The following is an 18,588-nucleotide window of genomic DNA, read 5'->3' as shown; positions in this document are numbered from 1 at the left end:
CGCCCCGCCCCCGCCGCGGCGGCCGCCGCCACGGAGGCGGCCGAGCCCTGGTCCGAGGCGCGGCTGGCCGCGCTGCGCGCCGAGGGGCGGCCGGTCTTCGTCAACATGACCGCCGCCTGGTGCATCACCTGCAAGGTCAATGAGCGGGTGGCGCTGGACAGCGCCGCGGTGCGCCAGGCCTTCCAGGAGCGTGGCATCGCCTATCTGAAGGGCGACTGGACCGATGGCGGCCCGGCCATCGCCGCGCAGCTCCGCCGGCATGGGCGCGAGGGCGTGCCGCTCTATCTCGTCTATCCGCCCGGCGGCGGCGAGCCGGAGGTGCTGCCGCAGATCCTGACCGAGGCGATCGTGCTGCGGGCCCTGCCCGGACCTTCCGCCTCCGGCCGGGGCTGATCCCGGCCGGAGCACCACCGAACCGACGACGCACCCGAAGAGAGGACGACCCGTCATGACGATGCCGATCCCCCGCCGCGCCGCCCTGTCCCGTCTCGGCCTGGCCAGCGCCGCCATCGCCAGCCTGCCCTTCCTGTCCCGCCAGGCCCTGGCCGCGCCGAGCATCGGCGCCCCGGCCCCCGCCTTCTCGGCGCCGGATCAGGACGGCAGGACCCATAGCCTGGCCGACTACCGCGGCAAGGTGGTGGTGCTGGAATGGACCAACCACGACTGCCCCTTCGTGCGGAAGCACTATGAGAGCGGCAACATGCAGCAGATCCAGCGCCTCGCCGCCGGGAAGGGGGTGGCCTGGCTCTCCATCGCCTCCTCGCCCGAGGGCGCGCAGGGGCATGTCACGCCGGAGCAGGCCAGGGCGCTGACCGCCAGCCGCGAGGCCGCGCCCGCCGCCGTGCTGCTCGACCCGATGAGCCGCATCGCCCGCGCCTATGCCGCCACCACGACGCCGCATATGTACGTCATCGATGCCGAGGGCGTGCTGCGCTACATGGGCGGCATCGACAGCATCCCCTCCAGCAAGGTGGCGGACGTGCCGAAGGCGCAGCCGCTCGCGCGCGACGCCATGCTGGCGGTGGCCGAGGGCCGGCCGGTGGCCCAGCCCGTGACGCGCAACTACGGCTGCGCCATCAAGTACGCGCCGGAGGCCTGAGCGTCCCCGGGTAGCGTCCCCGGGCGGGGCAGGGCTTCTCCCCACCGCCCGCCTGTCGGATAGTCCTGTCGCGGCGCCATAAGCCGCGACAGGAGGAAACGACCCATGAAACGACGCGACGCCGCGCGGGCGCTGGCTCTCGCCCCCTTGGCAGGCTCTCCCCTGGCATGGTCTGGCCTGGCGCGGGCGCAGCCCGCCTCCCCCGCGCGCTGGTCGCCCGGCCGGCCGGTTCGCCTGATGGTGGGCTTCGCGCCGGGTGGCAGCACCGACATCTCCGCCCGGCTCATCGCCGATGCGATCGCCGCCCCGCTCGGGCAGCCGGTCGTCGTCGAGAACCGCGTCGGCGCCGCCGGCAACCTCGCCTCCGAGGCGGTGGCGCGCAGCGCGCCGGATGGCCACACCTTCGTCGTCGCCTCGGTGGGCACGCATGCGACCAATCAGTTCCTCTACCCGGACATCCCGTTCCACGTGGTCGACGACTTCACGCCGGTCTCGCTGGTGCTGGTCAGCGGCTGCGTCCTGGTCGTCCATCCCTCCCTCCCGGCCACCAGCGTGGCCGAGCTGATCGCGCTGGCCCGGGCCCGTCCCGGCGCTCTCGACATGGGCACCAGCGGCGCCGGCGGCACGCAGCATTTCGCCGGCGCGCTGTTCGAGGAACAGGCCGGCGTCTCCTTCACCCATGTTCCCTATCGCGGCGGCGCGCCGGCCATGGCCGACCTGCTGGCCGGCCGGGTGCAGGTGATCTTCTCCCCCCTGGCCGAGGCCATGCCCTATATCGCCAGCGGCCAGATCCGCCCGCTGGGCGTGAGCCGGACGCGGCCCATGCCGGCCCTGCCGGAGGTTCCGCCGATCGCCGAGACGGTCGGCGGCTATGAGTTCAACAGCTGGATCGGCCTGTTCGGCCCGGCGCGGATGCCCGAGCCCATCGTCGAGCGCGTCTCCGCCGCGGTCGCGGAGGCGGTGCGCGCGCCGGCGACGCGGCGGCGGATGGAGGAGCTGGGCTACCTGCCGGCCGGCGGCAGCGCCGCCGAGATGGCACGGCTGCAGCGGGACGACGTCACCCTGATGGAGCGGCTGGTCCGCCTGACCGGCGCCGCTTCCCGCTGAGGCGCGGGGGCGGGGACCGCCCGCCCGGCCGGGCTCAGAGGGTCGCGCGGAGGAAGATCGCGGTCTTCTCGCCCAGTTCCCGCAGGTCGCCGAAGAAGGTGGTCATCTGGTAGGCCGCGATGAAGCCGGCGGCATAGAACAGGCCGGGACGCCGGTCGTGCAGCCCGATGGCCCATTCATAGGGCCGCCGGAGCCACGCCCGCCGCACCACCACGAGGGTCACGGCCACGCCCAGCACCGCGCCGCCCAGGATGTCGCTCGGATAGTGGAAGCCGGCGAAGACGCGCGGCAGGCAGGCGACGAGAAGGGCCCAGAGGAAGGCGGCGATGCCCGGCCCGCGCGCGATGAGGAACAGCCCCGTGGCCAGGGCGAAGGTCATCGCCGCGTTGTCGCTCGGAAAGGAGCTGTAGTTGGCGAGGTAGTCCTCGCTTAGCCCGAGCGGGCGGATGGCGCCGAGGGTGGGATCGTTGATCGGCCGCGGCCGCTCCCACATCACGTTCTGGACCAGCCGCGACAGGCCGCAGGCGAGCACCGCCGCCGCCAGGCTGGAGAAGATCAGGAAATGGCGGTTGTGGCGCAGCTCCGTGTCATCCGGCCCGCCGCGCCGTCTGTCGGGATTGAACCAGTACCAGCAGAAGGCGGCGATCAGCGGCGCCGTCTTGACCAGATGCATGTTGGTCAGGCTGACCACCGCGCGGTCGAAAGCATAGCTTCGGCCCGCCCAGCCATTGAAGGCCTGGAAAAGCTGAAGGTCGAGCGCTGCAAGCATGCCGTGAAGTCCTTGCACCGGCGCTCCCGGAGGGGGCGCCGAACATTTCTCTCCCGTTGCCGTGGAGCGGGCCCCCGAGGCGCGCCTGTCTCCCGCGGCGAACAAGTGTCATTAAATTGAAATGTTGCACACTCTTCATGGCCCGGCAACGCGGAAGCCGACCGGGCACAATCCGGCCCGCCGCAAAGGCCCGTGATCCCGCCCTGCCCCGCGGCATCGGCCGGATCGGCAATCACAGGTTGAATAAGGCCTCGCCTTGCCCAGGGCCGACCCTGCGTCCCGGCGCTCACAGCGAAACCATTGGCATGGCCCTCGCGAAGCTGATACCGAGCAGCCATGCTGGACGATTGGAGCGCGGCCTTCGGGGCCTGGGTGACCGCGAATGCCGCCTGGGCGGCGCCCGCGACCTTCCTCATCGCCTTTCTGGAATCCTTTCCGGTCGTCAGCATCCTGGTGCCCTCCACCGCCCTGCTGCTCGGCATCGGCGCCCTGCTCGGCAGCGGCCTCGTCTCGCCCTGGCCGGTGCTGCTCGGCTGCGTCATCGGCGGCGTCCTGGGCGACGCGGCCGGCTACTGGCTGGCCCGCTGGGTCGGGCCGCATGCCGTGCGCCGCCGCCTGCCCCGGTCCTGCCGGCGGATCTACGCCTGGTCCGTCGTCGTGTTCCGCCGCTGGGGCTGGTGGGCGGTCTTCTTCGGCCGCTTCATCGGCCCGATGCGCGCCGTGACGCCGCTCGCCGCCGGCGTCGTCGGCATGCGCAACAGCGCCTTCCAGAGCGCCAATATTCTCTCCGCCCTGGTCTGGGCGCCGCTGATCCTGATGCCGGGCTCCGTCGGCGGCTGGCTGGCGCGGCAGATCGGGCCGGACCCCGACCCCCTCACCCTGGCCGCCCTGTTCGGCGCCGCGCTCTTCGCCTGGATCGGCTATCAGCGCCTGCGCCCCCTGGTCAGCGCCTGGATGCGCCAGCGCCTCGCCCTGGGCCGGGGCTGAGCCGCCCGTCCCCATCCCGCCCTTCCCTTTTATGACGGAACCGCGCTGAACCATGGAATGGATCGCCGATCCCACCGCCTGGCTGGGACTTGGGACGCTGATCGTGCTCGAGCTGGTGCTCGGCATCGACAACCTGATCTTCATTGCCATCCTGGCCGACAAGCTGCCGCCCGAGCAGCGCAACAAGGCCCGCATCATTGGCCTCACCCTGGCGCTGCTCATGCGCCTCGGCCTGCTCGCGGGCATCTCCTGGATCGTCGGGCTGACGGCGCCGCTGTTCAGCGTGGCGGGGATGGAGATCACCGGCCGGGGCCTGATCCTGGTCACCGGCGGCCTCTTCCTGCTGTTCAAGGCGACCACCGAGTTGCACGAGCGGCTGGAGGGCGGCCACGGCGCGAAGGGCGAGACCAGGGTCTATGCCAGCTTCTGGCAGGTGGTCGCGCAGATCGTCGTGCTCGACGCGGTCTTCTCGCTCGACAGCGTCATCACGGCGGTCGGCATGGTGGAGCATCTCTCCATCATGTACATCGCCGTGACCTTCGCCATCGTGGTGATGATCGCGGCCTCCCGCCCGCTGATGCGCTTCGTCTCGGCGCATCCGACCGTCATCATCCTCTGCCTCGGCTTCCTGCTGATGATCGGCTTCAGCCTGATCGCGGAAGGCCTCGGCTTCCATATCCCCAAGGGCTACCTCTACGCCGCCATCGGCTTCTCGGTGCTGATCGAGGCCTTCAACCAGCTCGCCCGGCGCGGCCATGCCAAGCGCCTGGCCACCGGCGACCTGCGGGACCGCACGGCCATGGCGGTGCTGCGCCTGCTCGGCGGCGGCCAGGCCGAGGAGAACGCGGCGCCCGGCGGCACGCACGGCGAGGCGCCCGAGCAGGTCTTCAAGCCGGAGGAACGCTCCATGGTCCAGGGCGTCATGGCGCTCGGCGAGCGCAGCGTCCGCTCGATCATGACGCCGCGCAACGAGGTGATCTGGCTGGACGCGGACGGCACGCCCGAGCAGCACCGCGAGATCATGCTCCGCACCGGCCATTCGCGCTACCTGATCGCCCGCGGGCAGATCGAGGAGATCGTCGGCGTGGCGCTCGCCAAGGATCTGTTGCGGGATCTGATGCAGGAGGGCCGGATCGACTTCACCGCCTCGGTGCGCCCGCCCCTGCTGGTGCACGACCAGCTCGACGTGCTGCGGCTGATGGAGCAGTTGCGCGGCTCGCGCGTGCAGATGGCCCTGGTGATCGACGAGTACGGCACGCTGGAGGGCGTGGCGACGCCGACCGACATCTTCGAGGCCATCGCCGGCGACTTCCAGGACGAGGATGACGACCACGCCCGGCTGGAGGCGGAGGAGGATGGCGCGCTGCTGGTCGATGCGCATCTCGACCTGCACGCGCTGGACCAGCGCCTCGGCACCCGGCTGGCGGATTCGGCCGGCGGCTATGCCACCGTCTCCGGCCTGCTGATGGACCGGTTGCGCCGCCTGCCGCATCTGGGCGACCAGGTGGAAGCCGGGGGCCTGACTTTCGAGGTGGTGGCCGCGCAGGGCTTCCGCCTCGAGCGGGTCCGTGTCCGTCCCGCGCCGGCCCCTTCCCCGGACGAGCCCCCCCACGAGTAGGGCCGCTCCTCCCGGGGATCGGTTCGGGGCGCCGCCCTCTTGGCAGGGGGCCGGCAAGCCGGTTCTACTGGCGCGGCGAACCCAGGAGGCGTCCATGAACCCCGCCGCGCTCTCCGGCCTGGAGCTTCTCCAGGCCACGGCCGCCGGCACCCTGCCGCGCGCCTCCATGGCCGAGACGATGGGGCTGAAGGAGATGGAGGTCGCGAAGGGCCGGGTGATCCTGCACGCACGCGCCGACCGGCGGCACCTCAACCCGATGGGAGGGGTGCATGGCGGCTTCGCGGCAACGGTGCTCGATTCGGTAACGGGCTGCGCGGTGCACAGCATGCTGGATCCGGGCTTCAGCTACGCCACGGTCGATCTCGGCATCAAGATGCTGCGGCCGGTTCCGGTCGATGAGGATCTGGTGGCCGAGGCGCTGGTCACGCACTTGTCGCGCTCCATCGGCGCGGCCGAGGGCACCTTGCGCGATTCGTCCGGGCGGCTGCTGGCCAGCGCCTCCGCCACCTGCTTCATCAGGCATCCGCGCCCCTGAACGGCGCGGCCCCGATCCGGCGGAGCGATCCGCCCCGGCCGGGCCCGCCTCAGCGGCGGGTCATGCCCTTGCGGATCTCGCGCTCCACCGCCGAGCGCTCGCTGGAGCCGATGCGGCGGATGATCTCACGAATGATGGCGGGCGAGACACGATGCCGCTTGGACAGATACTCCACCTCGGCTTCGGGTGGCGGCTCCATCGGGGTGGGGGAGGATTTCTTCTTGTTGTCGAGCATCACGCACTCCTGCCAGGACTGGCTGGCGACGGGTCTTTGCAAAAGGGGGTCGCGCGGACAGGAATGACGCGGGCCCGCCGTTCACACCGGCAGGCCGCCGCTCCGTCCCGTCACCTGATCCTGGGCGCCTGATCGCGGCCGACGGCCCGGTCAGGGATGCTTCGGCTCGCGGAACAGGCTTCGGGCCCCAGCGCGCAGCTGGCTCTCGCGCACCACGCGCTCATGCCCATCCTGCACGTTGCGCACGCGATATTCGCGATCCGCGCCGTCATTCGGCAGCAGGCGAACCACCGTATAGGTGCCCCGCGCGGCACTGGCCTCGAGCTTGCCTGGGAAGAGTTCGACGGTCTGTCCGACCGAAAGGCTGTGGGGCGGCATGGAGGGTCTCCGCGGAGCGGGAGGATTCCCGGAAGAATCCGGCGGGGAGCGGCCCGCTCGCCCCTGGCCATCACACGGGTGTCCGCCGCGCCGGTCGCCATGCCGGGGCCGGGCCGCAGGGCCCGCCACGCGGCGGCAGGCAGCGGTCCGGGGCGGCCTGGCCGTCCCGGACCTTCAGGCCTCAGGCCTGGCGCAGGTTGCCGGCAGAGACCTTGCCCTGCTGGCCCTTCTGCAGGTCGTACTCCAGCTTGTCGCCCTCGCGCGGCTCGCGCAGGCCGGAACGCTGGACGTCCGAGATGTGCAGGAAGACGTCCTTGGAGCCGTCATCCGGCTGGATGAAGCCGAAACCCTTGGTCGCGTTGAACCACTTCACAGTACCGACAGCCATGGTGTTGTCCATTCATGAATGAAAATGAAAAACCACCCCACGGGATCGCAGGGAGGATCGAACTTCGCGAGGAGACGGACACCGGGCTCGGCGCTCAGTCATGAGCAAGGAGAGCAGGCCGAACTAACGAGCTGACCCCGCCAACATGGAGATTGCGGGCGCGAGACGCAAGCCCTGTTTCCTTGGCTCCTGGGTTTCCATCCTCCATTGGCCTTCCATCCTCCGTCGCGAACGGGAACGGCGCCCGGCCACCGGCATTGACAGTGCCGCCGCGGACACGGAACAGTGATCCGAAGCCCTTACAGCAGGATGAGGGCGACGGGAGCGGGAGGATTGCGGGTGCGCGCATTCATCATGGGATTCGCCTGCTGCCTCCTGGCCGCTCCCGCCCAGGGCCAGAACACCCAGGGCCAGAACACGCTGACGATCGCGACGCAGTCGGAGCCGACGGCGATGGACCCGCATTTCCATCGTTCGAACAGCAACAACGCGATCCTGCGGCAGGTCTTCGACCCGATGGTCGATTTCGACAATGCCGGGAAGATCGTGCCGCGGCTGGCGGAATCCTGGCGCATCGTCGATGACCTGACCTGGGAGTTCCGTCTGCGCGAGGGCGTGCGGTTCCATGACGGCACGCCGCTGCAGCCGGAGGACGTGGCCTTCTCCTTCGCCAGGCTGCCGGATGTCCCGAACAGTCCGGGGTCCTTCGCCTCCACCGTCCGCACCGTCTCGAGGGTCGAGATCGTCGATGGCCGGACGCTCCGTGTCACCACCAGCGAGCCCACGCCCTTCCTGGATGCGGAACTCACCGCCGTGCTGATCCTGTCCCGGCGCCTGCACGGGCAGGCGACCACGGCGGATTTCAACAACGGCCGCGCGATGATCGGCACCGGCGCCTACCGGCATCTGTCCTACGAGCAGGGCAACCGGCTGGAGGCCGCGCGCAACCCGGCCTTCTGGGGCGGGGCGGCGCCGTGGGAGCGGGTGCAGATCCGCTTCATGAGCAATGCCGGCTCCCGCGTCGCCGCCCTGAGCGCCGGCGATGTCGACCTGATCGACGCCGTGCCGACCCAGGATGTCGCCCGCCTGGAAGCCGATCCGCGCATCGCCGTCTTCGGCACGGAGAGCAACGGCACCGCCTATCTCTTCCCGGACACGGTGCGGGAAGAGGCGCCCTTCGTCACCGATCACGAAGGCCGCCCGCTGGTGCCCAACCCGCTGCGGGACGTCCGGGTGCGACGGGCCATGTCCGATGGCCATCAACCGGCAGGGCGTCGTCGACCGGCTGCTGGCGGGCCAGGGCACGCCGGCCGAGCAGTTCGCCCCGCCCATCGCGATCGGCCGCATCCCCGACCAGCCGCCCATCCCGCATGATGTCGCCAGGGCCCGCGCCCTGCTGGCCGAGGCGGGCTACCCGAACGGCTTCCGCATGACCCTGCATGGCCCGAGCGGGTGGTTCCCCGGCGATACCGACGTGCTGCAGGCGGTGGCGCAGGGGCTGAACAGGATCGGCGTGCAGACGCGGGTGGAGGTGCTGCCGACGGCGACCTTCTTCACCCGCGCGACCAACCGCGACTTCGCCATGTTCATGACGACCTATGCCTCGAACCTGGCGGCGATCACGCTCCAGCAGGTGGTGGCGACGCGCAACCCCACCCTGCGGATGGGACCCTTCAACCGCCAGCACTACAGCAACCCGGCGATGGACGCGCTGCTGCAGGAGGCCCTGCGGACGATGGACCGGACGCGGCGCGACGCGCTGACGGCCCAGGCCATGCGCAGCGCGATGGAGGATGTCGCCGTCATCCCCATCCTGTACCTGAAGGTCAACTGGGCCGGGCTGCGCCACCGCGTCCGCTACGATCCCTCGCCCAGCTGGTACACCAACGCGCTCTTCGCCACGCCGGCGAACTGACGGCGCCCGGCGGCAGCGGCGCTCAGCGCATCAGCCCGCGCGCCTCCATCCAGGCCTGGATGCGCGCCGCCACGGCGTCGCTGTTGCGGTCCATCATCAGCATGTGGCTGTTGCCGCGGATGCCCTCGGCCGGCAGGTCCAGGACATCGGCGCGGCCACCCGCCGCGCGGATGGTGCCGGCCCAGCGCTCCACATTGCCGCGGATGCGCTGCCAGAACGGCGAGTCCTGGAAGTGGTCGCCCCAGACGATCAGGTGGGGGACATCCCGCAGGCCCGCCGCCTCCGTCCCCGGACCGGGCGTGCCGGAGGGCTCGATGGCGATCACCGCGCGCACCTTGTCCGGCGCCGCGAGGGCCGCGTTGAAGGCGAAGTTGCCGCCCTGGCTGTGCACGATGATGACACAGGGGCAGACCGCCCGGACGTAGTCGTTGTACGCCGCCTGGATCTGGCTGTCGGTCGTGGTCCAGCGCGGCACCGACTGGCGCGTGAAGGCATCCCAGGCCGCCACGGGAAAGAGCGTGTCCGGGAAGGCGCGGCGGCGGGCGGGGTTGGCGCTCCAGCCCTCCTGCGGGCCGACGCGGAACAGGCCCCAGCCCTCGCCCATGGTGCGGAAGACGGGCTCGCCGGGAAAGATCTCCGGGAACCGGGCCCAGCCGGCGCGGCCGCGCTCGACCGCGTCGCTGACATAGACATCGTGGCCCTGGCGCAGGAAGTACATCTGCCAGCCGGGCCGGCCATCCGGCGTCGTCTCCCAGGTCACGCCGGTTAGGCCGCCGCCATGCCACAACAGGAGGGGATGGCGGGCGCGCGGCTCCACCAGCTTCACGTACTGCGCGTACATCCCCTCGACCATGAACTCGCCGTTGGGGTCGGTGCGGATGGGCGGCGCGCCGGGGGACGGGACCATGTCGCGCAGCGGCAGGCCATCCAGGGCGCGGACCCGTCCCCCGACATGCAGGCTGCCGATCTCGCGCACCGGCGGCAGCGGGGCGGGAGCCTGCGCCTCGGCCTGCGCGGCGCCGATTCCCAGTGTGAGGACCAGGGCGAGGACAAGGGCGACGAGGGATGCTTCATGGCGGCGCCTCCGGATTTCTTACGGAGAAGCCTAGAGCAGATCGCGGACCGGTGGAAACGACCCCACGAGGTTGCGGAGGCGGTCGCCGCCTTCCGGATCCATCGTCGCCATTCGGGGGAAAGCTTGGAGCGGGCGATGGGAATTGAACCCACGACATTCAGCTTGGGAAGCTGACGTTCTACCTCTGAACTACGCCCGCCTTGCCCTGCCTTCTACCCCGCCCTTGTGCGGCCGGCAAGCGGGGCGTAAGGTCCGCCCGCCCCGGCGACGGGGTGCTCGCGATTTGTCCGGCCAGCTTGCGGCGAGCTTAAACAATCGCGCTAAACGGCCGTGGCGGGGAGGCGCGCGCGCGGAACCGCCCGACCGGGCCGGTGAACGACAAGCCCGAGAGTCGTCTCCATGGCCAAGCCAGCTCCTGACCGCCCGTTGCGTCCCGCCACCCTGCTGGTGCGCGGCGGCCTGATGCGCAGCAACCAGGACGAGACGTCCGAGGCCCTCTACCTCACTTCCGGCTTCGTCTACGACAGCGCGCTGCAGGCCGAGCAGACCTTCACCGGCGCGGTCCAGCACTACCAGTATTCCCGCTTCGGCAATCCGACGATCGCCGCGCTGGAGGCGCGCCTGGCGGCGCTCGAGGGTGCCGAGGCCTGCCGCTCCACGGCCACCGGCATGGCGGCCGTCTCCGCCGCCCTGCTGTCGCATCTGAAGACCGGTGACCGGATGGTGGCCAGCCGCGCCCTGTTCGGCTCCTGCCACTGGATCGTCTCCACCCTGCTGCCCCGCTACGGCATCCAGACCGAATTCGTCGATGGCGCCGATCTCGACCAGTGGGCCACGGCGCTGAAGCGCCCCTGCCAGCTTGTGCTGCTGGAGACCCCCTCCAACCCGATGCTGGAGCTGGTGGATCTGCGGGCGGTCTGCGATCTCGCCCATGCCGCCGGGGCCATCGTGGTGGTGGACAATGTCTTCGCCACGCCGCTCCTGCAGAAGCCGATGCATTTCGGCGCCGATGTCGTGGTCTATTCCGCCACCAAGCACTTCGACGGCCAGGGCCGGGTGCTGGGCGGCGCCGTGCTGGGCGCGAAGAAGTGGATCGAGGAGGTGCTGCAGCCCTTCACCCGCAACACCGGCCCAGCCCTGTCGCCCTTCAACGCCTGGACCATCCTGAAGGGGCTGGAGACGCTGCACCTGCGCGTGCCCGCCATGTGCCGCAACGCCGCCGCCGTGGCGCAGATGCTGGAGGAACGGGCCGAGGTGGAGCGGGTCTACTACCCCTATCTCGCCAGCCATCCGCAGTTCGACCTGGCCAAGCAGCAGATGTCGGCCGGCGGCACGCTGGTCAGCTTCGACATCGCCGGGGGCAAGGAGGCCGCCTTCCGCTTCCTCGACGCGCTCCGGGTGATCGACATCTCCAACAACCTGGGCGATTCCAGGAGCCTGATCACCCATCCGGCGACCACCACGCATATGCGCGTGGCGGCGGAGGAGCGGGCGAGGCTCGGCATCTCGGACGGCACGGTGCGGCTCTCGATCGGGCTGGAGGATGTGGCGGACCTGGTGGAGGACCTGGCCGCCGCCCTCGATGCCGCGGCGGGACAGCCGGCACCGCGGCGGAAGCCGCTGGCCCGGATCGTCGCCGACGAGGCGGCGGCGCCGGCCCGGAAGCCTCGCGCCCGCGCCCCCAAGGCGCCCTCCGCCGAGACCGCGCCCGCCCCCCGCCCGGCCCCGGCCGAGCCGGCCGCCGAGGAGCCGGACCTGTTCCAGCAGCCCGCCCCGGCACGGCGGCGGCGCTGACCTCCCCGGCCGACCTATTCGGCCGACCTCCCCGGCCGACCTCCCCGGCCGACCTCCCTGGCGAACCCCTCCGGAGCCCGCGCCGGCGCCCTTCCGGCCTCGACGCGGCGGCCCTCCCGGCGCAAGATGGCCGGAGGGCGCCGCCCCGGACCTCCCGACGCCCCGCCACCTGGCAGCCCTCCCGAACGGGCCAGAACATCCCCATGACCCAGCCGCCCGCCTTCACCGCCACGACCCGCGATATCCGCGTCACCGTCCGCGCCTTCTATCTCACCGACCAGTCGCGGCCCGAGCAGGCGCATTTCGTCTGGGCCTACCGGGTCACCATCGAGAACCTGGGACAGGTGACGGTGCAACTCCTGAAGCGGAGCTGGCGGATCACCGATGGGCTGGGCCGCGAGCAGCGCGTGCACGGGCCGGGCGTGGTGGGCGAGCAGCCGGTGCTGGAGCCCGGGGAGGACTTCGAATACACCTCCGGCACGCCGCTCTCGACGCCCTCCGGCTTCATGCGCGGCCTCTACCACATGATCGAGACGGCCAGCGGCGAGGCCTTCGACGTCGTCATCCCAGCCTTCAGTCTGGACAGCCCCCACCAGGCCGGGGCGGTCCACTGATCCTCCCTTGGCCCTCCTTCCGGGTGCCTGCCCCGCCGAAAGCGGGGGCGAGCCCTGCTCAACCGGGTCTTGCCTCCGGGCCGCGGCTGGCCATTTCATGCCGGGTCGCGCCGCCTCCGGAAACTGACGGGAAATCCCGACGTGAATCTCGCCCTCCCCACCGCCCGCCCGTCCGCTGACGCGAAGCTCGCCACCTCCGCCCGGGATGACATCCCCGGGGCCGTGCCGCGCCCCAGCCGCGCCGAGGCCGAGGCCGCCATCCGCACCCTGCTGCTCTGGGCCGGGGATGACCCGGAGCGCGAGGGCCTTCGCGACACCCCCTCCCGCGTCGCCCGCGCCTATGAGGAGTTCTTCTCCGGCTATGGCGAGGATCCGGTCGCGCTGCTCGCCCGCTCCTTCGAGGAGACGGAGGGCTATGACGAGATGGTGCTGCTGCGCGACATCCGGCTGGAGAGTCATTGCGAGCATCACATGGTGCCGATCATCGGCCGCGCGCATGTCGCCTATCTCCCGGCCGGCCGCGTGGTCGGCATCAGCAAGCTGGCGCGGGTGGTCGAGGCCTATAGCCGCCGCCTGCAGATCCAGGAGAAGCTGACGGCGCAGATCGCCAACAGCATCGACGAGGTGCTGCGCCCGCGCGGCGTCGCCGTGGTCATCGAGGCGTCGCACCAGTGCATGACGACCCGCGGCGTGCACAAGCCGGGGGTCGCGATGATCACCAGCCGCATGCTGGGCGAGTTCCGCACCGACCGGGCGCTGCGCCAGGAGTTCATGGGGCTGGTCGGCCAGGGACGGCCGCTGCCGGAGGCCTGAGCCGACAGCCCGGCGGCTCAGCCGGTCGGCAGGGTTTCCTGCAGCACCGGCCCCGGCAGTGGGGCGCTCGGCTCCCCGGTCATGATCCAGTCGCGCAGGTTGCGGCGCAGCTGGAACTCGAACTCCACGTTCAGGTCATCCATCGCCTGGCGCACGATCAGGTCCGCCGCGCGGGCCCGGGCGGCCGGGCTGTCGGCCACCGAGGTCGCGGTGCGCCGCACCTCCGCCTCGGAGAAGCCGATCCGCCCGCCATCGGCGCCCAGGATCTCCACCCGCGCGCGCAGCAGGACGGTCAGCCGCTCCGTCCGCTCCGAGAAGAGCCCGCCGCCATCCGCGGTCTCCCGCGTCAGACTCGCCGCATCCAGCACGTACCGGCCGCGACCCTGGGTGCCGACGGCGGAGAGCCGCTCCCGCCCCATCCGCAGCGCCTGGGTGACGGGCGAGAGCGGTGCCGGCGGATCGACGCGAAAGGCCGGGCCCGGCGACGGCTCCACCACCTCGATCTCCAGCACGTTCAGCCGCAGCGGCGTCAGATGGGCATAGCCCGGCTCCGGCTGCAGCGGCGGCTGGGCATCGCCCGTGGCACAGGCGGCCAGCAGCGCCGGCATTCCCAGGGCCGCCCCCCGCAGCGCCCGGCGGCGCGTGATCGGCATCCTCATTCCCTCACCGCTCCCCTGCAGTTCCGCCCGCTCATCCTGCGCCCGCCGCCCGCACCTCGTCCCGCGCGAAGCGGAAGCCGAGGTTGCAGAACTCGCAGGTCATGGTGATGTCGCCGTTCTCGGCCATGTGGTCCAGATCCTCCGTGCCGAAGCCGGCCAGCACCGAGGCCAGGCGGGAGCGGGAGCAGCGGCAGCCGTAGGACAGCGGGCGCGGCCGGTCCACCGCCAGCCCCTCGGCATGGAACAGGCGGTGCAGCAGCCGCTCGCCGCTCAGCGCATCATCCAGCAGCTCGGCCTCGGTGATGGTGCCGGCCAGCGCCAGGGCGGTCTCCCAGGCATCCTGCTGCGCGGCCTCGTCCAGCTCCGGCCCGACGCCGCCCTGCCCGGCCACCCGCTCCAGGATCAGCGCCGAGGCGCGCCAGCCTGCCGGTGTCGGCGCCGCCGCCAGCCAGACCCGGCTGGCGAGCTGTTCCGATGTGGCGAAGTAGTGCCCGGTCATCTCGGCCAGGCTGTCGCCCTCGATGCCGACGATGCCCTGGTAGCGCTCCATCTCCGCGCCCTGGTCCACGGTGAAGGCGAGATAGCCCTTGCCGAGCAGCGCCGCGGCCCCCGCCGGCCCGTCCCCAGCCAGCGTCCCGGCCTCGGCCCGGGCATAGCCGCGCAGGGCGCCGGCCTCGGTGCAATCGGCCAGCAGCATGCCGACCGGCCCGTCTCCCTTGGCCTGCAGGCTGAAGCTGCCCTGGAACTTCAGGGCGGCCGCCAGCCCGGCGGTCAGCGCCAGGGCCTGGCCGAGCAGGGCCGTGACCGGCGCGGGCATGTCATGGCGGGTGAGCAGCGCATCGGCCAGGGGGCCGAGCCGCACCAGCCGGCCCCGCACGGGCTTCTCCGCGAGGTGGAAAGGCTGCACGCCGCGCGGCACGGTCAGGTGCGGCACGGGCGGGCGGTCGTGGTTGAGGAAATCGGGGGTGGCGGAAGGTTGGGTCGGATCCATCACGCGGCAGGGGCCTGAAACTGTCTGAAAGGGCAAGAGATAGGGTGCCGGCCCACGCGCTGCGAGCCGGGCAGCCCCGCGGCGTGGTCGGCCCCCTCAGGCCGGCCCCGCCTCCATCAGCTGGGCGACGATGCGCTGCCGCACCGGCCGCAGATGGTTGCCGAGGCGCAGAGCGGCGTTGCGGAGCAGCCGCGCCGGCAGCGCCGCCTCGCCATAGATCAGCGCCGTGGCATTGGTGGCGAGGTAGAGGCCGCGCGTCGCCCGGCGATGCGCCAGGGCATAGCGCCGCAGCACCGCCGGCGCCGCGAAGTCGCGCCCGGCCGCATGGGCGGCGCGGATCTCCCGGGCCAGCAGGTCCTGGCCGCGCAGGCCGAAGTTGAAGCCATGCGCCGTGACCGGATGCATGCCCACCGCCGCGTCGCCGATCAGCGTGGCGCGGGTGGTGGCGAAGCGCTCGGCATAGACCGACACCAGCGGATAGACATGCCGGGTGCTGACCAGCTCCATGGCGCCGAGCCGCTGGCGGTAGCGCCGGGCGATCTCCGGCCCGAAGGCCTCCGGCGGCAGCGCCTCCAGCCTCGCCATCTCATCCGGCGGAAGGGTGATCACGGCCGAGGAGTGCCGGCCGTTCAGCGGCAGCATGGCGATGGTCTGGCCATAGTCGAACCATTCGGTGGCGATGCCGCCATGCTCGCCGGCATGGCGCAGGCGGCAGACCATCATGCGCTTGCCGAAATCGCGGGTCTCGGCGCCGATGCCCAGCGCCTGCCGCGCCCCGGAGAAGCGGCTGTCCGCGGCGACCAGCAACCCGGCCCGCAGGCGCTGCCCGTCCTCGAGGTCCAGCCAGACGCCGTCCACGTCGGTGGCCATCTGCGCCACCCCCCGGCCGGCGAGCAGGGTCACCTCCGGGGCGGCGGCAACAACGCGGTGCAGCGCCCGGCGGATGGCGTGGTTCGGCACCAGCCGGCCCAGCTCCGCCTCGGGGCGCCCGGCCGTGTCGAAGCGCAGCGCATAGGCCGAGCCGCCGTTCAGCACGCGGGCCTCGCGCAGTGGGGCGATGCTGTCCGGCGGCAGGTGGTCCCAGGCGCCGAGCCGGCGCAGGATGTCCTGGGAATGGTGCGTCAGCGCGATCTCGCGCCCGTCGAAGGCCGGCTCGGCCAGGGCGGAGGCGGCCTGCCGCTCGACCACCGCGGCCGAGAGGCCGCTGCCCCGCAGCGAGGCGGCGAGGGCGAGCCCGGCCGGGCCGCCGCCCACGATCACGATGTCAAACTGCATCAGGCGCCCTCCATTGGCCGACCCGCTGGCCGGCAGGGCCGCCGGCGGTTCCGGGGCCCTGCCGGATAGGTAGGGCCGGCGCGGGCGGGTGCCAATGACCCGGCCGGCGCCGCCTCAGCCTCCCAGCGCCCAGAGCAGCACGCCCTTCTGCGCGTGCAGCCGGTTCTCCGCCTCGTCGAAGACCACCGATTGCGGGCCCTCGATGACCGCCTCGGTGATCTCCTCGCCGCGATGCGCCGGCAGGCAGTGCATGACCAGCGCGTCCGGCGCCGCGTGGGCCAGCAGCGCCTCGTTCAGCTGATAGGGGGCGAGAAGGTTGTGGCGCGCCGTCGGCCCGCCCTCCTTCTCGTCCGACATGCTGACCCAGGTGTCGGTGACGACGCAGCGCGCGCCGCGCACCGCCGCCACCGGGTCGGAGGTCAGCTCGATCGTCGCACCCTCGCGCCGGGCCCAGTCCACCAGCTGGGCCGGCGGCGCCAGCTCGGGCGGGGTGGCGAGGCGCAGCGTGAAGCCGAAGCGCGCCGCCGCCTGGATGAAGCTCTGCGCGACATTGTTGCCATCGCCCACCCAGGCCAGGGTCTGGCCGGCGATCGGGCCGCGATGCTCCTCGAAGGTGAGGACGTCGGCCATCAGCTGGCAGGGGTGGGAGACGTCGGTGAGGCCGTTGATCACCGGCACGGTGGCGTGCTGCGCCAGTTCGCGCAGCTTCGCCACGCTGTCGGTGCGCAGCATGATGGCATCGACGTAGCGCGACAGGACGCGGGCCGTATCGGCCGCCGACTCGCCGCGGCCGAGCTGCATGTCCCGCGCCGAGAGCACCACCGCGTGGCCGCCGAGCTGGTGGATGCCGACCTCGAAGGAGACGCGGGTGCGGGTGGAGGGCTTCTCGAAGATCAGCGCCACCGTCTTGCCGGCCAGGGGCCGGTCGTCACGGCGCCCGGCCTTGCTGGCGGCGGCGAGATCGAGCATGCGGCGCAGCGTCGGCGCCTCGAAGTCCGACAGTTCCAGAAAGTGGCGCGGGGCGCCGCCGGCGCCCCCCTTCCCCGTCGCCGCCGTCACTGCGCGGCGCCCTGCGGCGTCAGCCGGGCCAGGGCGCGGCCCAGCATGGCGAGGGCTTGGTCCACCTCGGCCTCGGTGACGATCAGCGGCGGGGCCAGGCGCAGCACGTTCTGCCCGGCGGCGACGCTCAGCAGCCCCTCCTCCACCGCGGCCGCCTGCAGGTCGCCGTTGGTCACCTCCGGCACCAGCTGCAGCCCGACCAGCAGCCCGGCGCCGCGCACCCCCGAGGCGACGCGCGGATGCTGGCGCGACAGGGCCTGCAGCCCGTCCCACAGGTAGCGGGCGGTGCGGTCCACGCGGTCGAGGAAGCCCGCCTCCAGCACCACGTCCAGCACGGCGTTGCCGGCGGCGCAGGCCAGCGGGTTGCCGCCGTAGGTGGTGCCATGGGTGCCGGGCTTCAGGTGCCTGGCCACCTTCTCCTTGGCCAGCACGGCGCCGAGCGGGAAGCCGCCGCCGATGCCCTTGGCCGAGGACATCACGTCCGGCTCGATGTTCGCCCACTGGTGCGCCCAGAGCCTGCCGGAGCGGCCCATGCCGGTCTGCACCTCATCCAGCGCCAGCAGCAGGCCGAACTCGTCGCAGACGGCGCGCAGCTCCCGCAGGAAGCGGAGATCCGCCGGGCGCACGCCACCCTCGCCCTGGATCGGCTCGATCATGATGCCGGCGGTCTGCGGCCCGATGGCGTCGCGCACCGCGTTCATGTTGCCGAAGGGCACATGGTCGAAGCCCTGCACCGGCGGGCCGAAGCCGGCGAGGTACTTCTCGTTGCCGGTGGCCGAGAGGGTGGCCAGCGTCCGGCCATGGAAGGCGCCCTCGAAGCAGATCATGTGGAAGCGCTCGGGGTGGCCGTTCTCCGCATGATACTTGCGGACGGCCTTGATCATGCCCTCGTTCGCCTCGGCGCCCGAATTGCAGAAGAAGACGCTGTCGGCGAAGGAGGCCTCGACATGCCGCGCCGCCAGCCGCTCGGCCTGGGGCACGCGGTAGAGGTTCGAGACATGCATCACCTTCGCCGCCTGCTCGGCGACGGTCCTCACCAGGTGCGGATGGCCATGGCCGATGCTGGTGGTGGCGATGCCGCTGCCGAAATCGAGGAATCGTCGCTGATCCGCCGTCCACAGCCAGGCGCCCTCACCCCGCTCGAAGGCGAGGTCGGCACGGTTGTAGGTCGGCATCAGGGCGGGGATCACGCGAATATTTCTCCGCTGCACCGCGGCCCCGCGCGACCACCGCGCGGTGTTCCGCGGAAACGCCGACATTGCCGCAAAGGACAGCCG

At 71.9% G+C, this 18,588-nt stretch carries 20 protein-coding genes, 1 tRNA gene, 1 pseudogene and 1 riboswitch; of the genes and pseudogenes, 11 read left to right on the top strand and 11 right to left on the bottom strand.

All coding sequences use genetic code 11. The annotated features are described in order from the left end of the window. The 3 genes from ACVMLK_RS10720 to ACVMLK_RS10710 all read left to right on the top strand — a co-directional run. Positions 1–393: thioredoxin family protein (locus ACVMLK_RS10720; protein WP_457486389.1), on the top strand; the 393-nt coding region annotated here is incomplete at its 5' end. 55 nt (positions 394–448) lie between these two features. Next, a complete protein-coding gene (locus ACVMLK_RS10715; RefSeq protein ID WP_198365706.1) occupies positions 449–1,099 on the top strand; it encodes a thioredoxin family protein in 651 nt (216 codons plus the stop codon). A 105-nt stretch (positions 1,100–1,204) separates the two neighbouring features. Then, positions 1,205–2,206 carry a Bug family tripartite tricarboxylate transporter substrate binding protein gene (locus tag ACVMLK_RS10710; RefSeq protein ID WP_457486388.1) on the top strand — a complete coding sequence of 334 codons (1,002 nt, stop codon included), beginning with the start codon at positions 1,205–1,207 and terminating at the stop codon, positions 2,204–2,206. Positions 2,207–2,240: 34 nt separating this feature from the next. Here ACVMLK_RS10710 and ACVMLK_RS10705 read toward each other — a convergent pair whose 3' ends face one another. Then, complete coding sequence (locus ACVMLK_RS10705) at positions 2,241–2,975, bottom strand: phosphatase PAP2 family protein (protein ID WP_457486387.1); 735 nt, start codon at positions 2,973–2,975, stop codon at positions 2,241–2,243. A gap of 336 nt (positions 2,976–3,311) precedes the next feature. Here ACVMLK_RS10705 and ACVMLK_RS10700 point away from each other — a divergent pair, with 336 nt between their 5' ends. The 3 genes from ACVMLK_RS10700 (at position 3,312) to ACVMLK_RS10690 (ending at position 6,115) form a co-directional block, all read left to right on the top strand. Further along, positions 3,312–3,962, top strand: a complete 651-nt coding sequence (locus tag ACVMLK_RS10700; RefSeq protein ID WP_457486386.1) for a DedA family protein — start codon at positions 3,312–3,314, stop codon at positions 3,960–3,962. Positions 3,963–4,014: 52 nt separating this feature from the next. Next, positions 4,015–5,580, top strand: coding sequence for a TerC family protein (locus ACVMLK_RS10695; protein ID WP_198365702.1), 1,566 nt, complete (start codon positions 4,015–4,017; stop codon positions 5,578–5,580). Positions 5,581–5,674: 94 nt separating this feature from the next. Then, the gene (locus tag ACVMLK_RS10690) at positions 5,675–6,115 is read left to right on the top strand and encodes a PaaI family thioesterase (RefSeq protein WP_198365701.1); all 441 of its coding nucleotides are present in this window, start codon (positions 5,675–5,677) and stop codon (positions 6,113–6,115) included. A 49-nt stretch (positions 6,116–6,164) separates the two neighbouring features. Here ACVMLK_RS10690 and ACVMLK_RS10685 read toward each other — a convergent pair whose 3' ends face one another. The 3 genes from ACVMLK_RS10685 to ACVMLK_RS10675 all read right to left on the bottom strand — a co-directional run bounded on the left by ACVMLK_RS10685 (position 6,165) and on the right by ACVMLK_RS10675 (position 7,116). Then, the gene (locus ACVMLK_RS10685) at positions 6,165–6,350 is read right to left on the bottom strand and encodes a hypothetical protein (protein WP_457486385.1); all 186 of its coding nucleotides are present in this window, start codon (positions 6,348–6,350) and stop codon (positions 6,165–6,167) included. 150 nt (positions 6,351–6,500) lie between these two features. Beyond that, a complete protein-coding gene (locus ACVMLK_RS10680; protein ID WP_198365699.1) occupies positions 6,501–6,728 on the bottom strand; it encodes a hypothetical protein in 228 nt (75 codons plus the stop codon). Between the two features lie 181 nt (positions 6,729–6,909). Next, positions 6,910–7,116, bottom strand: a complete 207-nt coding sequence (locus ACVMLK_RS10675; protein WP_198365698.1) for a cold-shock protein — start codon at positions 7,114–7,116, stop codon at positions 6,910–6,912. 339 nt (positions 7,117–7,455) lie between these two features. On the opposite strand from ACVMLK_RS10675, the gene ACVMLK_RS10670 reads away from it, so the two are divergent. Both ACVMLK_RS10670 and ACVMLK_RS10665 read left to right on the top strand, forming a co-directional pair. Further along, positions 7,456–8,490, top strand: coding sequence for an ABC transporter substrate-binding protein (locus ACVMLK_RS10670; protein ID WP_457486384.1), 1,035 nt, complete (start codon positions 7,456–7,458; stop codon positions 8,488–8,490). Further along, positions 8,375–9,031: an ABC transporter substrate-binding protein gene (locus tag ACVMLK_RS10665; protein ID WP_457486390.1), complete on the top strand. Its 657-nt coding sequence runs from the start codon at positions 8,375–8,377 to the stop codon at positions 9,029–9,031. Before ACVMLK_RS10670 ends, ACVMLK_RS10665 begins: the two co-directional genes overlap by 116 nt. Before the next feature lie 22 nt (positions 9,032–9,053). On the opposite strand, the gene ACVMLK_RS10660 is transcribed toward ACVMLK_RS10665, so the two are convergent. Together ACVMLK_RS10660 and ACVMLK_RS10655 are read right to left on the bottom strand one after the other, a co-directional pair. Further along, complete coding sequence (locus tag ACVMLK_RS10660; RefSeq protein ID WP_457486383.1) at positions 9,054–10,007, bottom strand: esterase; 954 nt, start codon at positions 10,005–10,007, stop codon at positions 9,054–9,056. A gap of 223 nt (positions 10,008–10,230) precedes the next feature. Then, positions 10,231–10,305, bottom strand: a tRNA-Gly gene (locus tag ACVMLK_RS10655). 66 nt (positions 10,306–10,371) lie between these two features. Continuing rightward, positions 10,372–10,450: riboswitch (SAM riboswitch) on the top strand. Between the two features lie 55 nt (positions 10,451–10,505). On the opposite strand from ACVMLK_RS10655, the pseudogene metZ reads away from it, so the two are divergent. From metZ to folE, 3 genes and pseudogenes are all read left to right on the top strand, one after another. After that, positions 10,506–11,693 (top strand): annotated as a pseudogene (metZ, locus tag ACVMLK_RS10650) (O-succinylhomoserine sulfhydrylase); the annotation flags it as partial. A gap of 410 nt (positions 11,694–12,103) precedes the next feature. Next, positions 12,104–12,514: a Co2+/Mg2+ efflux protein ApaG gene (apaG, locus tag ACVMLK_RS10645; protein ID WP_198365690.1), complete on the top strand. Its 411-nt coding sequence runs from the start codon at positions 12,104–12,106 to the stop codon at positions 12,512–12,514. A gap of 210 nt (positions 12,515–12,724) precedes the next feature. Further along, a complete protein-coding gene (folE, locus tag ACVMLK_RS10640) occupies positions 12,725–13,327 on the top strand; it encodes a GTP cyclohydrolase I FolE (RefSeq protein WP_422924712.1) in 603 nt (200 codons plus the stop codon). Between the two features lie 17 nt (positions 13,328–13,344). On the opposite strand, the gene ACVMLK_RS10635 is transcribed toward folE, so the two are convergent. The 5 genes from ACVMLK_RS10635 to ACVMLK_RS10615 all read right to left on the bottom strand — a co-directional run bounded on the left by ACVMLK_RS10635 (position 13,345) and on the right by ACVMLK_RS10615 (position 18,501). Next, entirely contained in the window at positions 13,345–13,986 is a 642-nt protein-coding gene (locus tag ACVMLK_RS10635; protein WP_457486382.1) for a hypothetical protein, read from the bottom strand. Between the two features lie 31 nt (positions 13,987–14,017). Further along, positions 14,018–14,977, bottom strand: a complete 960-nt coding sequence (hslO, locus tag ACVMLK_RS10630; protein WP_422924714.1) for an Hsp33 family molecular chaperone HslO — start codon at positions 14,975–14,977, stop codon at positions 14,018–14,020. A gap of 96 nt (positions 14,978–15,073) precedes the next feature. Next, a complete protein-coding gene (gene ubiM, locus ACVMLK_RS10625) occupies positions 15,074–16,252 on the bottom strand; it encodes a 5-demethoxyubiquinol-8 5-hydroxylase UbiM (protein WP_457486381.1) in 1,179 nt (392 codons plus the stop codon). A gap of 114 nt (positions 16,253–16,366) precedes the next feature. Continuing rightward, positions 16,367–17,311, bottom strand: coding sequence for an ornithine carbamoyltransferase (gene argF / locus ACVMLK_RS10620; protein ID WP_198365685.1), 945 nt, complete (start codon positions 17,309–17,311; stop codon positions 16,367–16,369). Further along, a complete protein-coding gene (locus tag ACVMLK_RS10615; RefSeq protein ID WP_457486380.1) occupies positions 17,308–18,501 on the bottom strand; it encodes an acetylornithine transaminase in 1,194 nt (397 codons plus the stop codon). The genes argF and ACVMLK_RS10615 overlap by 4 nt, the downstream gene beginning before the upstream one ends. Positions 18,502–18,588 lie beyond the last annotated feature (87 nt).

The organism is Teichococcus aerofrigidensis (genome assembly GCF_054073225.1).
The sequence above is the reverse complement of the archived record's forward strand: the minus strand, read 5'-3'. Positions and strand labels throughout refer to the sequence as shown.